Source organism: Pseudonocardia hispaniensis, assembly GCF_042658695.1.
Taxonomy (GTDB): domain Bacteria; phylum Actinomycetota; class Actinomycetes; order Mycobacteriales; family Pseudonocardiaceae; genus Pseudonocardia; species Pseudonocardia hispaniensis.
Genome location: NZ_JBHSQW010000035.1, coordinates 1 through 15194, shown reverse-complemented (window position 1 = coordinate 15194; position 15194 = coordinate 1). Strand labels below are relative to the sequence as shown.

Sequence of the window (15194 nt, the reverse complement as noted above, 5' to 3'; positions counted from 1 at the left end):
CACTCCTGTTACGTGCGAGTCCAGGCTCGCACCGCGTCGGGGTCGAGCTCGACGCCGAGGCCGGGCCCGGCGGGCAGGTGCAGCTCGCCGTCGGCGTAACGCAATGGGTGGGTGAGCAGCTCCTCGCGCATGAGCAGCGGGCCGAACAGCTCGCTGCCCCAGGTGACGGCGGGGCTGGCACAGGCCAGGTGCAGCGAGGCGACGGTGCCGATCGGGGACTCGATCGAGGTGCCGCCGTGGCAGGGGATCCCGGCTGCGGCCGCGATCTCGGCGATGGCTCGGGTGGCGCGCAGCCCGCCGGACTTGGTGGTCTTGAGCGAGTAGACGTCCGCGGCGCGGCGGGTGGCCAGCCGCAGTGCGTCGGCCGGGGTACGCAGGCTCTCGTCGGCCATGATCGGGATCGGCAGTGCGGCGTTGATCTCGGCGAGGGCCTCGACCTGGTCGCCGGGGACCGGCTGTTCGACCAGCTCCACACCGGCCTCGACCAGCCGCGGCAGGTAGGTCAGCGACGTGAGCCGATCCCAGCGGGCGTTGAGGTCGACTCGCACCCCGGCGACGCCGGCGAGCTTCTCGGCCACCGCGCAGATCCGGGCGACGTCCGCGGCGGGCTCCAGAGCGCCCATCTTCAACTTGAAGCTGTGGTGCAGGCCGGCCTCCAGCTTGCCGTGGGCCTCCTCGACGACGGCCGGTGCGGGCTCGGTGCCCAGCGCCCAGGTGACCGGGATCGAGGTGCGGGCGAGCCCACCGAGCAGGGTGTGCACCGGCACGTCCAGGCAGCGCGCCCAGGCGTCGTGCAGGGCCACCTCGATCGCGGCCTTGGCGTACAGGTTGGCCGCGACCACGTCGTCCATCGCGCGCTGGATTCCGGCGATGTCATCGACGCTGCGGCCGATCAGCAGCGGGGCCAGGTAGCGCTCGATGACCACCTGCATGGTCTCCACCGACTCGCCGCCCCACCACGGGCCGCCCGGCACGACGCCCTCGCCGACCCCACTGATCCCGCCCGCGGTGCGGACGAACACGTACAGCACCGGCTGGGCTTGCATCTCGGTGCGGGCGAACCGGTGCGGGCGGCGCAGCGGGACGTCGAGCAGCACGGTCTCGACTCGGTCGATCCGCAGATCGCTCATCGTTGTCGTTCTCCTCACGGCCCGGCCCGGCCCGCCCGCACACGTCGCGGGCGGACCGGGCCGGACTCGGGATCGGGGTGGGGCTCAGGCGGGCTCGAGGACGAAGTCGTAGTCCACGCGCAGCCGCCCGTCGCGCTCGACGGGGTCGAGCACGAGTTCCGGCTTGGTCGCGGTGGCCACGTCGGAGTCGAGCCATTCGCCGCCGGCGAAGTACAGCTGGGTGGTGATCTGCCGGTGCCCCGGCGCGCGTACCAGCAGGTGCAGATGCGCGGGCCGCCAGGGGTGCCAACCCGCGGCCTCGATCAGTTTGCCGGTCGGGCCGTCGGTCGGGATCTGGTAGGGCACCGGCTGGATCGTGGTGATCTCGAACCGCCCCTGGTCGTCGGTGACGACGACGCCGCGCAGGTTGCCCGCGGGGATGTCCGGAGCGAACCCGGAGTAGTAGCCGGCGGCGTCGTTCTGCCAGATGTCCACCTCGGCCCCGGCCAGCGGGCGACCGGCGGTGTCGCGGACCTGCCCGGCGAACACCAGCGGAACCCCCGGCTCGTCCGGCCGCATCGGCAGCGTGGTCACCGCGGGCAGCCGCTGCTGGTCGGGCAGGTAGTACGGGCCGAGGATGGAGCCCTTGGTGCCCTCCTGGGTGGCCGCGGCGTTCTGCTCCACCACGTGCTCGATGAACACGTCGAGGAACAGCGGCCACTCGCCGCCCTCACCGATCTCGATCAGCCACTGCTTGGCGGCCTGGTACTCCGGGTAGGTCACGTTGTGCTCGCGTATCGCGGCGCGCACCCCGTCGAGCACCGCTGCCACGACCGAGCTGACTCGCTCGGCGGACACCTCCGCCGCACCGGCCTGTGGGCGGCTCGCCCGGAAGGCCTCGGTGGCCGAGGCGCCCGAGCCCGCAGCCGTCGGGTTCTGTGTGCTGGTCATACTCAACTCCTCGTGGTGGCGGTCAGCGCTTGCCGAAGATCGACATGTCGTCGCTGTTGATGAGGTCCGGGACGGTCCAGCCGTCGAGGTCGTACTCGGCCATGCACTGCTCGGCGAACCCCTTCATCGCGGCGGCGGTGCCCGCCTGCTCGGCGGCGAAGAGCAGCTCGGCACGGACGCCCTCGTGGTTGCCCGAGTAGTTGCGCTCGTAGAGCTCGTGGCGGCCACCGAACTCCGAGCCGACCGAGTCCCAGATCAGCTTCATCAGCTTCACCCGGTCGACGGCGTCGTAGCCGTTGGAGCCGCGGACATACTTGTCCAGGTAGGGGCGGATCTCGGCGCTGGCGAAGTCGGCGGCGTGCGACGGCAGGTAGATCAGCGAGGCACCGAGGTCCTGCATGATGATCTCGCGGACGCGCGGGTAGCCGATGGTCATGAACCAGCGGTAGGCCAGGCCGTAGTCGAGGTTGGGCAGCAGCGCCCCGTGGATCCACTCGGCGGGCTTGGCCACCATCGCGTCGCTGAGCGCCCAGAACATGTTGCGCCAGCCGATGACCTCACCGGCGCGGGTCTGTACCCCTCGGAAGTCCTTGGTGCCGGTGACCTCGAGGCCCTTCAGCAGCAGGCCGGCGATGAAGTCGAGCTTGACGGCCAGCCGGGTCACGCCGTGGAACGTGAAGCGGTGCAGGAACCCCGATCCGGGGAAGAACGTGCTCGCCTTCTCCGGGTCGCCATAGATGAAGATGTTCTCCCAGGGGATGAGCACCTTGTCGAGGACGAAGATCGTGTCGTTCTCGTCGAGCCGGCTGGAAAGCGGGTAGTCGAACGGGCTTCCGGTGAGGGCGGCCTGGTGCGAGTACGACGGGCGGCAGATCAGTTTCATCCCCGGTGCGCCCATCGGCACGGTGCAGACCAGCGCGTACTCCCGCTTCTTGATCGGCAGGCCGTAGTGGGCGAGGAAGTTGAAGTGGGTGATCGCGGAGCCGGTCGCGACGACCTTGGCGCCGCTCACGACGACGCCGTTGTCGTTCTCCTCCTCGACGTGCATGAACACGTCCGAGACCTCGTCGGGCTGGCGGTGCCGGTCGACGGGCGGGTTGATGATGGCGTGGTTCCAGTAGAGCAGCTTCTCCTGCGACTCGGCGTACCAGCGCCGGGCGTTGGCCGCGTAGGGATCGTAGAAGTCGGAGTTGGCGCCGAGGGTGCCGAGGAAGGCGGCCTTGTAGTCGGGGCTGCGCCCCATGAAGCCGTAGGTCATCCGCGCCCATTCGGCGATCGCCGCCTGGTCGGCCTTGAGGTCCGAGACACTTCGCGGGGTGCGGAAGAACGGATGGGTGAACCCGGAGCTGCCGGTGTCGGTGGGCGCGGTGAGCACGTCCTGCTTGGCCGGGTCGTGCATGGCGTCGTACAGGCGCGCGGTCATGCGGACCGCGTTGCGGAACGCGGGGTGGGTCGTGACGTCGTCGACCTTGTCGCCGTAGAGGTAGAGCTCCCGGCCGTCGCGCAGGCTCTCGACGTACTCATCGCCGGTCATCGGCCGGGTCACGCGGCCGGTGCCGGCCTCATCGGCCGGGGCGGCGTCCTGTTGCACGGTCATCGCTGGTTCCTCTCGTAGCGGGATGGGATGTCGGTGGTGACCGTCGGGCTCGGGGATCAGCGCCGGGAGCCGGGGGACAGTGCGGGCCGGTCGACGAAGACGTCGGAGAACCAGCTCATCCCGGAGGGGCAGTCGGCGGATCCCTCCCAGGGCACCGGGGCGAAATCGTCGCCGATGTGGTGGAACTTGCCGGTGTGGAACAGCAGTGGCCGGCCCGAGTGGATCCGGAACTCCTGGACCTCGCCGAGGTAGAGGATGTGGTCACCCCCGCCGTAGTGCTGCCAGGGGGTGCAGGACACGTGGGCGAGGCAGCCCGCCAGCCGAGGCGCCCCGCAGCCGCTGTCGGTGTCCCACGGAATCTCGTCCACACACGGCCGCCCCGCGAAATGCAATGCGAGGTCGTGCTGGGTGGCCTCGAGGACGTTCACCGTGAACGGCGTCGTCTCGATCATTGCGCACACCTTGGAGCGCCGGTCGAGCGAGACCAGGACCAGCGGCGGATCGAGGGAGACGGCCGTGAACGAGTTGACCGTCGCGCCGTGCGGTCCGCCATCGGCCCGGCAGGTGACCACCGTGACTCCGGTGGCGAAGTGTCCAAGGCAGCGGCGCAGTTCGCGTGGGTCGATCGCCATCGTCCATCGCCTCCGGGTCATGGTGTACGCTATGCGTTCAAATTGAACGCTCTGCGTTCGCAGAGACTGTGCCGGGCACCACAGGGAGATGTCAAGCCCGTCTGGCGACACGTAGCGAGATGGACGATGGGCGCGTCGGCTCCGGCGGCCAGCCCGAGGCCTTGACGGAGGGGGGCACGATGACTCCGATGACTGAGACCGAGCGCGATCGTGACCGCATTCAGAGCATCGAGCGCGGCTTCGCGGTCCTGCTCGCGTTCGATGACGAGCACCCCAACCCCACGCTGGCTGAGCTCGCCTCGGTCACCGGGCTGTCGCGTCCGGCGGTGCGCCGGATCCTGCTGACGCTGCAGGGACTGGGGTATGTCGAGGGAGGCGGGGGGCGATGGCGGCTCACCCCGCGGGTGCTGAGCATCGGTCAGCACTACGTGGCGTCGAATGCGCTGATCGAGGTCGCGCAGCCGCATCTGCTCCGGCTGGCCGAGCAGACCCACGAGTCGGCTTCGCTCGCCACGCTGGACGACACCGAGGTCGTCTACATCGCGCGGGTGCCGGTCCGTCGGATCATGAGCATCAACGTCGCGGTCGGCACCCGGGTACCCGCGCACGCGACGTCGATGGGTCGGGCGATGCTCGCCTGGACCACTCCGGAACAGATCGAGCAGGTGATCAACAGCTCCGGGATGCGGGCCTACACCCCGCAGACGATCACCGATCCGGCTCGGTTCCGAGCGGAGCTGCGCAGAGTGCGCGAGAACGGTTGGGCGCTGGTCGCCGAGGAGCTCGAGGATGGCCTGATCTCGGCGTACGCGCCGGTGCGCGACCAGTCCGGGAGGGTGGTCGCCGCACTCGCGTCCTCGACGTCGACGGGGCGCTCCACCGCGGCGCGGGTCGAGGCGGAGGTCGTGCCGCTACTGCTGCGCACCGCGGAGCAGATCAGCACCGACCTCGGTCACCGGGCCGCCGCACCCCCGGTCGTCCACGGGCGGGACGGCTTCTACTGACGCTCGGCCGGACCGCAGCGGCGCACAGCCTCGTGCCGCGTGGAGCGGTTCCGGCGCACACGCGACATCGCCGCGGTGGCGACCTCACGGTCGGTGCTCAGTTCTGGGCGTCACGTGACGTCCTCCGGCAGGCACGTGACGCCCATCGAACGCGCCGTGCCTGCCACCGTGCGCATCGCCGCCTCGATGTCGAGGGTGTTGAGGTCGGGCAGCTTGCGCTCGGCGATCGCCCGCAGCTGGTCCGCGGTGAGGGTGCGGCCGTTGTCGTGGCCCGCCCGGGAGGCGCCCTTGGCTCCGAGGGCCCGGCGGATCAGGAATGCCGTGGGCGGGGTCCTGAGCTGCAACTCGAAGCTGCGGTCCTCGAAGACCAGGACGACCGCCGGGACGATGTCGCCGCGCTGGCCCGCCGTCGCCTCGTCGTAGCGTCGCTTGACCTCGACCAGGTTGATGCCGGTCTGGCCCAGCATCTTGCCCAGCTCCATCATCGGCGCGTCTCCCGCGGTGAGATCGATCCTGACCCGGTGCGCGATCTTTCGTGCCCTCGGTGGCATCCGTTCACTCCTGCAGTTCCGTCGGTGGCGCGGGACGCTATGGCTTCCAGCGGCTGGAGGGTCAAGCCGCGACCATCGGGGCTCCGGTTGGGTTCGGATGACGCCCGTGCCCGACACTGGTCGGATGCGTGAGATGCGGGTGCTGCGGCTGATCGTCCATGCGCGGACCCGGGAACCGGTACTGCTGCTCGGCGAGGTCGACGGCGATCGGTGCCTGCCGGTGTTCCTGCGTCGTCCGCAGGCCGAGGTGATCGCCATCGGCCCGCGCAAAGACCAGGATCAGCCGTTGACCCAGGACCTGATCGGCCCGATCGTCGCCGGCCTCGGCAGGCGGCTGGAGGGGGTCGAGATCACCGAGCTGCGGGACGGGAGGTTCTCCGCCGTGCTCGTCTTCGACCAGGGCATCCGCATCGCCGCCCTGCCCAGCGACGCGCTGGCCGTCGCGGTGCGGGAGCAGCTGCCGATCGGGGTGGCCGAGGAGATCCTCGACGAGGTCGGGCAGCCGATCGACGAGCTGTTCCCGGCGGGCGGGGCGGCCCCGCCCGACCAGCAGCTGCGCGAGTTCCGGGAGTTCATCGAGGACGTCTCGCCCGAGGACTTCCGCGACGCCTGAGCCCGCGCGCCCCGGTGCACGTTATGGCTCCACAACGCGCGGGGAGACGGCCCCTGGAGCGCACCTTGGCTCCATAACGCGCGGGGAGGCGGGCCGGAGGCTATGCGGCGGCGGCGTCGGGCACCGGGTCGGCGAACTGCGTGGCGTGCAGCTCGGCGTAACGCCCGCCGGCCGCCAGCAGCTGCTCGTGCGTGCCGCGCTCCACGATCCGGCCCTCCTCGACGACGAGGATGAGGTCGGCCTCGCGCACGGTGGACAACCGGTGCGCGATGACGAGCGCCGTGCGGCCCGCCAGCGCCTCGCCGAGCGCGTCCTGCACGGCGGCCTCCGAGGTCGAGTCCAGATGCGCGGTGGCCTCGTCGAGGACCACCACCCTCGGCTGGGCCAGCAGCAGCCGGGCGATCGTCAAGCGTTGCCGCTCGCCGCCCGAGAGCCGGTACCCGCGCTCGCCGACGACCGTGTCCAACCCGTCGGGCAGGTCCGCGACCAGCTCGTCGAGCCGGGCCCGGCGCAGCGCCTCCCACAGCTCGTCCTCGCTCGCCCCGGGGCGGGCCAGCAGCAGGTTCGCGCGGATCGAGTCGTGGAACAGGTGTCCGTCCTGCGTGACCATCCCGATCGTTGAACGCAGCGACTCGGCGGTGAGCTCGCGAAGGTCGATCCCGGACAGCCGCACCGCCCCCGCGTCCACGTCGTAGAGCCGCGCAAGTACCTGCCCGATCGTGGACTTCCCGGCCCCCGAGGAGCCCACCAGGGCGACGAGCTGACCGGGCTCGGCCCGGAACGACACGTCGTGCAGGACGTCGACGCCCCCGCGGGTATCGAGCGCGGCGACCTCCTCCAGCGAGGCCAGCGAGACCGCCGAGGCGGCCGGGTAGGCGAAGCGCACGCCGTCGAACTCGACCGCGACCGGGCCCTCGGGCACCGGGCGGGCATCGGGCGCGTCGGTGATCAACGGAGGCAGATCGAGGACCTCGAAGACCCGCTCGAAGCTGACCAGCGCGCTCATCACCTCGACCCGCGCCCCGGCGAGCGCGGTCAACGGGGCGTAGAGCCGGGTCAACAGCAGCGCCAGCGAGACGATCGCGCCGGGGTCGAGCGCGCCGCGCAGCGCCAGCGCGCCGCCGAGGCCGTAGACCAGTGCCAGCGCGAGCGCCGAGACCAGGGTCAGCGCGGTGATGAAGACCCACTGCACCATCGCGGTGCGCACCCCGATGTCGCGGACCCGCCGGGCTCGCAGGGCGAACTCCGCCGACTCCTCGTCGGGTCTGCCGAACAGCTTGACGAGGGTGGCGCCGGGAGCGGAGAACCGCTCGGTCATCTGCGTGGTCATGGCGGCGTTGTGGTCGGCGCCCTCACGCTGCAGCCGGGCCAGCCGCGAGCCCATGCGCCGCGCGGGCACCACGAACACCGGAAGCAGCACCAGCGCCAGCAACGTGACCGGCCAGGAGATGCTGAGCATCACGACCAGGGTGAGGGCGAGCGTCACGACGTTGCCGACGACCCCGGAGAGCGTGTCGCTGAACGCCCGCTGCGCCCCGATGACGTCGTTGTTGAGCCGGCTGACCAGCGCACCGGTGCGGGTGCGGGTGAAGAACGCGACCGGCATCCGCTGCACGTGGTCGAACACCGCGGTGCGCAGCTGCAGGATCAGGCCCTCCCCGATACTCGCCGAGAGCCACCGGGTGAGCAGTCCGAGCCCGGCCTCGGCCACCGCGATCGCGGCGATGAGTCCGGCCAACCCGACGATGGTCGAGACCGGCGCGGACGAGACGATCCCGTCGATCACCCGGCCCGCAAGGATTGGCGATGCGACGGCGAGCACCGCCGTGACGACGCTGAGCGCGAGGAACAGCGCGAGCCGACGGCGGTGCGGCCGGGCGAAGGTGGCGATCCGGCGCAGCGTCGCTGCCGCCGGGGCACGACTGGCCTGCCGGGTCGTCGACGCGCTGCGCAGAGCCATCCAGGCGCTGATGTCCATGCTCATGACGCCGACGGTAAGAGCTGTATCTGACTTGAGGTCAAGATTCTTTCGGCCGCCCGCCGTTCCTGGTGCCCGCGCACCGGTTCCGCCCGAGGTGCGAGCCTCGATGCGTGGGCGAGGGCGCCGAGGCCCTCGGCGCTCGTCCCGGGGCACGTGGGGTGGGAGGCCGCGGATTCCGGATTGGCCATGGCATTCGGGCGTCGGCGACCGAGGATGATCCCATGTCCCCGATCGATCTGCGTCCGCTTCCGGTCACCCGCTCGCCGGCCCGCAGGCTCTCGCAGCTGTTCGCCGGGCTCGTGCTGTTCGGAACCAGCATGGCGATGCAGGTCCGCGGCGGTCTCGGGCTCAACCCGTGGGACGTGCTGCATGAAGGCCTCAGCGGCCGGCTCTCGCTGAGCTTCGGCGCGGTCACCGCAGTCACCGGGGGCGTGGTGCTGCTGCTGTGGATTCCGTTGCGCCAGCGGCCGGGCGTCGGAACGGTCGCCAACGTCGTCGTCATCGCACTGGCCGTCGATGCCGCGCTGGCGGTGATCCCGGTGCCCGCGGGGCCGGTCGCCCGGGTGGCGCTGATGCTCGGCGGGGTGGTGCTCAACGGCGTCGCCTCGGCGGCCTATATCGGTGCCCGGCTCGGCCCCGGTCCCCGGGACGGTCTGATGACGGGTCTCTCGGCGCGGACTGGGCGATCGATCCGGCTGATCCGCACCGGAATCGAGGTCACCGTGCTGGCCGCGGGCTGGCTGCTCGGCGGCACCGTCGGGGTGGGCACGGTGCTGTACGCGCTGGCGATCGGGCCGCTCACCCAGGCGTTCCTGCCGCTGTTCGCCGTCCGCGACCGGTAGGCCCCGCCGATGCGGCCATCACGGTGTCACGTCGGCGTCGTCGATCCAGGAACCGTGCCAACCCGACGGCACCCCGTGGGGCAGCGTCACGGCCGCCACCGGCGGCCCGTCCTGAGGCCCCGGAGCCGCTATCGCGCCACCGGTACCGGGTCCTGCTGCGGCTCGGTCAGCCGCCACGGGCGCACGACGGTGAGCAGCACGAACAGCGCCAGCACCACCGCGGCCCCGACGACCGCCCCCATCGCGGTGGCGTCGTTGCCGAGAATGCCGACCAGCGGCGAGGCGGCCGCGCCGATGCCGAACTGCACCGCGCCGAGCAGGGCCGCCGCCGTACCCGCCGCCTCACCGTGCCGGGACAGCGCCAGCGCGGGAGCGTTGGGCAGGGCGACCCCACCGGCGGCGAGCACGCCCCACAGCGGGGCGAGCAGGCCGGGCAGTCCGCCGAGGCCGCTTGCCGCGACGCCGACGAGCGCCATCCCGGAGAACGCTCCGGTGAGGATCGCGGCGAGCAGGATCTGTCCCGGCGCGAACCGGCGCAGCAGGACCGGGTTGAGCTGGGTCCCGGCGATCAACCAGAACGCGCCCGCGCCGAACAGCAGGCCGAACTGCTGCTGGTCGAGCCCGAACTGCTGCTGGTAGACGAACGACGAGCCGGACACGTAGGCGAACAGCGCGGCCATCACCAGCCCGGCGACCAGCACGAGGCCGACGAACGTCCCGTCCCGCAGGAGCTGGCCGTAGGTGCGCAGGGTGCGCCCGATCCGTGCGCTGCGGCGCCGTTGTCGCCGCGGCCCGGCCGGTGTAGAGGTCGCGGACGATCGCCATCGCCACGACGGAGCCCGCCGCGGTGCCCACGCCCTGCGCGACGCGCAACGCACCGAGCACCTCGGCGTTCGGCGCCATCATGATCAGCAGTGAGGCCAGGACGTGCAGCGAGATCCCGATGATCAACGGTCGGCGGCGGCCCACCGCGTCGGACAGCGGTCCGATCAGCAGCTGGCCGATGGCCAGGCCGAGCAGCGTGCCGGTGAGCGTGAGCTGAATGGTGCTCGACGAGGTCCGCAGGTCGGTGGTGATGTCCGGCAGCGCCGGAAGGTACATGTCGATGGTCATCGGCCCGAGCGCGACGAACACGCCCAGCGTCAGCGCCAGCCGGGCCCGCCCCGGGACGGCTGCCGGTCGACCGACGGTTACCGGTTCGGTCGTGGTCACGGATCCCCCCTCGCGCGGGACGTGTCCGAACCGCCCCTCGTCCGTCCAACACACTCGATCAGGGGATGTTCCCCCGCCCCGACGGGTGTGACGTGCAGCACGGACAGCCGTCCGGACGCCGAGGCGGGGCCGGGCGGGACGACCCCGCCGACCCGCCTGAGAATCGTTCGCCCGCACCGGGCTACTCGACATCCGGGTCGGCCCGGCCGGGGTGCTTAGCATGACGCCATGACTCGCCCACTGACCGTCGCCGCCCCCGACGGGCAGCGGCTCGCGGTCTACGTGCACGGCGACCCCGCGGCGCCCACCGTGGTCGCCGTGCACGGCTATCCCGACGACCACACGGTCTGGGACGGCGTGGTCGCGGCGCTGCGCGAGACCCACCACGTGGTCACCTATGACGTCCGCGGGGCGGGCACCGCCGCCGCGCCGCCGGCCCCGGCCGGCTACCGGCTCGACCGACTCGTGGCCGATCTCGTCGCCGTCCTCGACGCCGTGAGCCCCGACCGGCCGGTGCACCTGCTCGGCCACGACTGGGGCGCGATCCAGGCCTGGCATGCGGTCACCGACCCGGCGCTGCGCGACCGCATCGCGTCCTACACCTCGATCTCCGGGCCCTGCCTCGACCACGTGGCCCACTGGTGGCGCCGGGCGCGGCGGCGCGACCGGCTCCGGCAGGCGGCCGCGTCCTGGTACATCGGGTTCTTCCGGGTTCCGGTGCTGCCCGAACTGGCCTGGCGCTCGGGGGTGTTCGGCGCCGTGCTGGCCCGCCGGGCGGGTGGGCCGCGCCCGGCGCCGCGCGACGCGCTCAACGGCCTGTGGCTGTACCGGGAGAACATCCCGGCCCGGTTCGCGGCCCCGCAGCGGCGCTGGACCTCGCTCCCGGTGCAGGTGCTGGCCCCGACCGCCGACCCGTACGTCACGGTGCCGGCGCAGACGCAGATCGAGCCGTTCGCGGCGGACCTGCGGGTGCGCCGCATCCCCGGCGGGCACTGGCTGCCCCGGACCCATCCGCACGTCGTCGCGCGGTGTGTCCGGGAGCTCGTCGCGCACGTCGAGGGCGGGCCGGAGGCCCCGGCGCTGCGCCGGGCCAGGGCAGGCGCGGCTCGCTGGGCCGACCGGCTCGTCGTCGTCACGGGGGGCGGCAGCGGCATCGGCCGGGCGACCGCGCTGGCCTTCGCGCGACGCGGCGCCCGGGTCGTCGTCGCGGACCGGGACCGTGCCTCGGCGCAGGACACCGCGGCGCGCACGGACGGCGCCGCCTACCAGGTCGATGTGTCCGACGGCCCGGCCATGGCGGAGTTCGCACAACAGGTCGCGGCCGAGCACGGGGTGCCGGATGTCGTGGTCAACAATGCGGGTATCGGGATGGCGGGCCCGTTCGCGGACACCACCGCGGCCGACTGGCAGGAGATCATCGACGTCAACCTGTGGGGCGTCATCCACGGCTGCCGGGAGTTCGGCGCGCAGCTGCGTGCCCACGGCGAGGGCGGCCACATCGTCAATGTCGCTTCGGCGGCCGCGTACCTGCCGCTGCCGTCGCTGCCGGCCTACGCCACGACGAAGGCGGCGGTGCTGACCCTCTCGCAGTGCCTGCGCGCCGAGCTCGCGCCGCACGGCATCGGCGTGACGGCGGTGTGCCCGGGCTTCGTGCACACCAACATCACCGCGACCACCCGGTTCGTCGGCGTCGACGAGATCACCGAACGCCGCCTGCGGCGGTCCGCGACCGCGGCCTACCGGCGGCGCAACTACCGGCCCGAGCGGGTCGCCGAGCAGATCGTGCGGGCCGTCGAACGCGACATCGCGCTCGCCCCGGTGACGGCCGAGGCACACGTCGGGCTGTGGGCGTCGCGGCTGACCCCGGGGCTGCTCCGTCTGCTCGCCCGCCGCACGGTCCGGGACGGTTCGCCCCGTCGGGATCAGTAACGCCAGCGCAACCCCGCGAGGACGTCGTCGACAGTGCGGCCCTCGGCCGCGGCGGCGTCCGAGCGGCGCACCGCGAGGAACGCTCCGAGCAGGTCCTTGCCCAACACCTCGGCCAGCCGGGGGTTCCCGGTGAGCGCCGCCTCCTGCTCGGCGGGCGTGCCGGGCAGCGCGCCGATCCCGCGTTCAGCCCGGTGCTCGGCGGTCCACGTGCCGGGGTCGGACTGGACGGGCGGTTCCAGCGCCAGCCCATCGGCCACCCCGGCCGCCCCGGCGGCGAGGATCGCGGCGACCGCCAGGTAGGGATTGGCCGACGCGTCGGACGTCTTGAACTCGACGTTCGCGTGATCCGCGCCCAACAGTGCCGAACCCGGTACGTAGCGCAGCGGAGCCTCCCGGTTCTCCACGCCCCAGAACGCGTACGCCCCGGCGAAGTAACCGGGCCGCAGCCGGGCCAGCGAGCCGAGCGTCGGCGCGGTGATCGCAGCGACCGCCGGAAGATCCCGAAGCAGCCCCGCGATATAGGCGGCGCCGTCGGGGCCCGGGCCCTCGGGCCCGCCGGTCAGCAGGTTCACCTCGTTGCGCCACAGGGAGCTGTGCACATGCCAGCCGTTGCCGGCCGCCGTCGTCGCGGGTAGCGGGGCGAAGCTCAGCCGCAGTCCCTGCTCGCGGGCGGCCGCGCGCAACGTCTGCCGGGCGAGCAGCTGCTGGTCCGCCGCGGTGAGCGGGTCGGTCGCGGTGAGCGACAGCTCGACCTGCGCCGGTCCGTACTCGGCGTGCAGCTGGTTGATCCGCAGCCCGTTGCCGGCGAAGTCGCGCAGGACCGCGGCGATGAACTCGTCGATCGCGACGAGCGCGTGCGGGCTGTAGGCCGGGCCGGAGTGGGCGGGCACCGGCGGGTCGGCGAGATCATCGAGGTAGACGCCGAACTCCAGCTCGTAACCGACCAGCGCGCTGAGCCCGGCGTCGGCGAGCCGCTGGACCTGGCGTTCCAGAACGCTGCGCTGGTCGTAGGGCCACGGTCGCCCGTCGGCGTCGACCTGCCGCCCTGCCACCCAGGCCAGCGCCGGCTGCCCGACCAACCGGACCAGCGAGTCGAGCACCGGCACCAGGCGGACGTCGCCGGACGGGGTGGCCAGGCCCTCGTGCGCGTAGGTGATCGCGTCGGCGCTGTCGAACACCGCGAACAGCGACGTCACCCCGATGCCCTGCACGGCGACGTCGGGCAGGGCGGCGACCGGCACCGTGCGCGAGCGCGGGATCCCGTTGTTGTCCGCCCAGCTGATCGTCACCCCGGCAACCCCGGCCGCGGTCAGGTCGCGGGTCAGCGATTCGGCCTTGCGTCGCAGATCCTGAGTGTTCGGTGCCATGGCCGCCTCCGTCTACCCCGGAGCTCCTCGTCGGGGTCCAGCATGGAACGGCGGGGGGCGGACCGGAAGGCCTCGCGAGCGCGAGGTGCCGCTGGTGCGGTGCTCCCTGCTCGGGGAGCGCAGCGCACCGATAACGTCTGCGCATGCTGGTCGAGCGCATGCGTGGCTTCACCTCGACGATCTTCGCGGAGATTACCCAGCTCGCGACCCGGACGGGGGCGATCAACCTGGGGCAGGGTTTCCCCGACACGGACGGTCCACCCTCGCTGCTGGCCGACGCCGCCGCGGCGGTCACCGGCGGGATGAACCAGTACCCGCCGGGACCGGGCGCCCCCGAGCTGCGCTCCGCGGTCGTCGAGCACCAGCGCCGGTTCTACGGCCTCGAGGTCGACCCGGACGGAGTGCTCGTGACGGTGGGCGCCACCGAGGCCATCGCCGCCGCGGTACTGGCGTTGTGTGAGCCGGGTGACGAGGTCGTGACGTTCGAGCCCTACTACGACTCCTATGCCGCGACGATCGCGCTGGCCGGGGCCGTCCGGCGGACCGTGCCGCTGCGCGCCCCGGACTTCGGGTTCGACGACGACGAGCTGCGCGCGGCCTTCTCGGCCCGGACCCGGATCGTTCTGCTCAACAGCCCGCACAACCCGACCGGAGCGGTGTTCTCCCGACCGCAGCTTGCGCGGATCGGCGAGCTGGCGGCGGAGCACGGCGCCATCGTCGTCACCGACGAGGTGTACGAGCACATCGTCTTCGACGGCAAGGCGCATGTGCCGATGGCGACCTTGCCCGGGATGGCCGAACGGACCCTGACCATCTCCTCGGCGGGCAAGACGTTCTCGGTCACCGGGTGGAAGATCGGCTGGGTGCACGGGCCGGCGGAACTGGTCGCGGCGGTGCGGGCCGTCAAGCAGTTCCTCACGTTCACCGCCGGGGCGCCGTTCCAGCCCGCGGTCGCCGGTGCGCTCGCGCTGCCCAACGCCTTCTACGCGGGGCTCACCGCGTCGCTGCAGGCCAAACGCGACCTGCTCGTCGACGGGCTGCGCGCCGCGGGGTTCAGGGTGTTCCGTCCGTCGGGCACCTACTTCGTCGTCGCCGACGGCGCGCCCCTGGGGTTCGACGACGGCGCCCGGCTCGCCCGCGCGCTCCCCGAGCTGTGTGGCGTGGCAGCGGTCCCGGTGTCGGTGTTCGCCGACTCACCCGCCGGTAGCGAGGCGACCCGCTCGCTCGTGCGGTTCGCCTTCTGCAAGCGCGACGCGGTGCTGACCGCGGCGACCGAGCGGCTCGCGGGGCTGCGGCTGAAGGCCGGCTGAGAGAGTGTTGTGAAACCTCGTGGTCACTCGGCGTGGTGACTGTGGTAGTGGCGAGCGCTGATTGATCATCCGGTGGAGTGTGTGTCTGCACCTGTA

General features: G+C 72.2%; 13 protein-coding genes and 1 pseudogene. 5 read left to right on the top strand and 9 right to left on the bottom strand.

Annotation, left to right across the window (positions count from 1 at the left end; genetic code table 11):
• Positions 1-8: 8 nt before the first annotated feature.
• The 4 genes from ACFQE5_RS17045 to ACFQE5_RS17030 all read right to left on the bottom strand — a co-directional run bounded on the left by ACFQE5_RS17045 (position 9) and on the right by ACFQE5_RS17030 (position 4310).
• A complete protein-coding gene (locus tag ACFQE5_RS17045) occupies positions 9-1130 on the bottom strand; it encodes a muconate/chloromuconate family cycloisomerase (protein ID WP_379586313.1) in 1122 nt (373 codons plus the stop codon).
• A gap of 84 nt (positions 1131-1214) precedes the next feature.
• Entirely contained in the window at positions 1215-2060 is an 846-nt protein-coding gene (catA, locus tag ACFQE5_RS17040; protein ID WP_379586311.1) for a catechol 1,2-dioxygenase, read from the bottom strand.
• 22 nt (positions 2061-2082) lie between these two features.
• Complete coding sequence (locus ACFQE5_RS17035) at positions 2083-3657, bottom strand: 4-hydroxyphenylacetate 3-hydroxylase family protein (RefSeq protein WP_379586309.1); 1575 nt, start codon at positions 3655-3657, stop codon at positions 2083-2085.
• Between the two features lie 56 nt (positions 3658-3713).
• Positions 3714-4310, bottom strand: a complete 597-nt coding sequence (locus tag ACFQE5_RS17030; RefSeq protein WP_379586307.1) for a flavin reductase family protein — start codon at positions 4308-4310, stop codon at positions 3714-3716.
• A gap of 158 nt (positions 4311-4468) precedes the next feature.
• Between ACFQE5_RS17030 and ACFQE5_RS17025 the strand changes: the two genes are divergently transcribed.
• A complete protein-coding gene (locus tag ACFQE5_RS17025) occupies positions 4469-5293 on the top strand; it encodes an IclR family transcriptional regulator domain-containing protein (protein WP_379586306.1) in 825 nt (274 codons plus the stop codon).
• A gap of 110 nt (positions 5294-5403) precedes the next feature.
• Here ACFQE5_RS17025 and ACFQE5_RS17020 read toward each other — a convergent pair whose 3' ends face one another.
• Positions 5404-5844 (bottom strand): uL11 family ribosomal protein, encoded by a 441-nt coding sequence (locus ACFQE5_RS17020; RefSeq protein WP_379586304.1) that lies wholly within the window; start codon positions 5842-5844, stop codon positions 5404-5406.
• Positions 5845-5968: 124 nt separating this feature from the next.
• Between ACFQE5_RS17020 and ACFQE5_RS17015 the strand changes: the two genes are divergently transcribed.
• The gene (locus tag ACFQE5_RS17015) at positions 5969-6457 is read left to right on the top strand and encodes a bifunctional nuclease family protein (protein WP_379586302.1); all 489 of its coding nucleotides are present in this window, start codon (positions 5969-5971) and stop codon (positions 6455-6457) included.
• 100 nt (positions 6458-6557) lie between these two features.
• Here the strand turns inward: ACFQE5_RS17015 and ACFQE5_RS17010 are convergent, their stop codons facing one another.
• Complete coding sequence (locus ACFQE5_RS17010) at positions 6558-8435, bottom strand: ABC transporter ATP-binding protein (protein WP_379586848.1); 1878 nt, start codon at positions 8433-8435, stop codon at positions 6558-6560.
• 224 nt (positions 8436-8659) lie between these two features.
• Here ACFQE5_RS17010 and yczE point away from each other — a divergent pair, with 224 nt between their 5' ends.
• A complete protein-coding gene (gene yczE, locus ACFQE5_RS17005) occupies positions 8660-9280 on the top strand; it encodes a membrane protein YczE (protein ID WP_379586301.1) in 621 nt (206 codons plus the stop codon).
• Between the two features lie 128 nt (positions 9281-9408).
• Here the strand turns inward: yczE and ACFQE5_RS17000 are convergent, their stop codons facing one another.
• Positions 9409-10158: an MFS transporter gene (locus ACFQE5_RS17000; RefSeq protein WP_379586300.1), complete on the bottom strand. Its 750-nt coding sequence runs from the start codon at positions 10156-10158 to the stop codon at positions 9409-9411.
• A 7-nt stretch (positions 10159-10165) separates the two neighbouring features.
• Positions 10166-10381: pseudogene (locus tag ACFQE5_RS16995) on the bottom strand (MFS transporter); the annotation flags it as partial.
• Between the two features lie 339 nt (positions 10382-10720).
• Here ACFQE5_RS16995 and ACFQE5_RS16990 point away from each other — a divergent pair.
• Entirely contained in the window at positions 10721-12421 is a 1701-nt protein-coding gene (locus ACFQE5_RS16990; RefSeq protein ID WP_379586298.1) for an SDR family oxidoreductase, read from the top strand.
• Here the strand turns inward: ACFQE5_RS16990 and ACFQE5_RS16985 are convergent.
• On the bottom strand, positions 12415-13788 hold the full coding sequence (locus ACFQE5_RS16985; RefSeq protein WP_379586297.1) for a glutamine synthetase: 1374 nt from the start codon (positions 13786-13788) through the stop codon (positions 12415-12417). The genes ACFQE5_RS16990 and ACFQE5_RS16985 overlap by 7 nt on opposite strands.
• Positions 13789-13931: 143 nt before the next feature.
• On the opposite strand from ACFQE5_RS16985, the gene ACFQE5_RS16980 reads away from it, so the two are divergent.
• Entirely contained in the window at positions 13932-15098 is a 1167-nt protein-coding gene (locus tag ACFQE5_RS16980) for a pyridoxal phosphate-dependent aminotransferase (RefSeq protein ID WP_379586296.1), read from the top strand.
• Positions 15099-15194: the final 96 nt, after the last annotated feature.

What these genes read in the sequence shown, in the direction of transcription:
- ACFQE5_RS17045 (WP_379586313.1), bottom strand. Translation starts at nt 1,130, where the DNA reads ATGAGCGATCTGCGGATCGACCGAGTCGAGACCGTGCTGCTCGACGTC.
- catA (WP_379586311.1), bottom strand. Translation starts at nt 2,060, where the DNA reads ATGACCAGCACACAGAACCCGACGGCTGCGGGCTCGGGCGCCTCGGCC.
- ACFQE5_RS17035 (WP_379586309.1), bottom strand. Translation starts at nt 3,657, where the DNA reads ATGACCGTGCAACAGGACGCCGCCCCGGCCGATGAGGCCGGCACCGGC.
- ACFQE5_RS17030 (WP_379586307.1), bottom strand. Translation starts at nt 4,310, where the DNA reads ATGACCCGGAGGCGATGGACGATGGCGATCGACCCACGCGAACTGCGC.
- ACFQE5_RS17025 (WP_379586306.1), top strand. Translation starts at nt 4,469, where the DNA reads ATGACTCCGATGACTGAGACCGAGCGCGATCGTGACCGCATTCAGAGC.
- ACFQE5_RS17020 (WP_379586304.1), bottom strand. Translation starts at nt 5,844, where the DNA reads ATGCCACCGAGGGCACGAAAGATCGCGCACCGGGTCAGGATCGATCTC.
- ACFQE5_RS17015 (WP_379586302.1), top strand. Translation starts at nt 5,969, where the DNA reads ATGCGTGAGATGCGGGTGCTGCGGCTGATCGTCCATGCGCGGACCCGG.
- ACFQE5_RS17010 (WP_379586848.1), bottom strand. Translation starts at nt 8,435, where the DNA reads ATGGACATCAGCGCCTGGATGGCTCTGCGCAGCGCGTCGACGACCCGG.
- yczE (WP_379586301.1), top strand. Translation starts at nt 8,660, where the DNA reads ATGTCCCCGATCGATCTGCGTCCGCTTCCGGTCACCCGCTCGCCGGCC.
- ACFQE5_RS16990 (WP_379586298.1), top strand. Translation starts at nt 10,721, where the DNA reads ATGACTCGCCCACTGACCGTCGCCGCCCCCGACGGGCAGCGGCTCGCG.
- ACFQE5_RS16985 (WP_379586297.1), bottom strand. Translation starts at nt 13,788, where the DNA reads ATGGCACCGAACACTCAGGATCTGCGACGCAAGGCCGAATCGCTGACC.
- ACFQE5_RS16980 (WP_379586296.1), top strand. Translation starts at nt 13,932, where the DNA reads ATGCTGGTCGAGCGCATGCGTGGCTTCACCTCGACGATCTTCGCGGAG.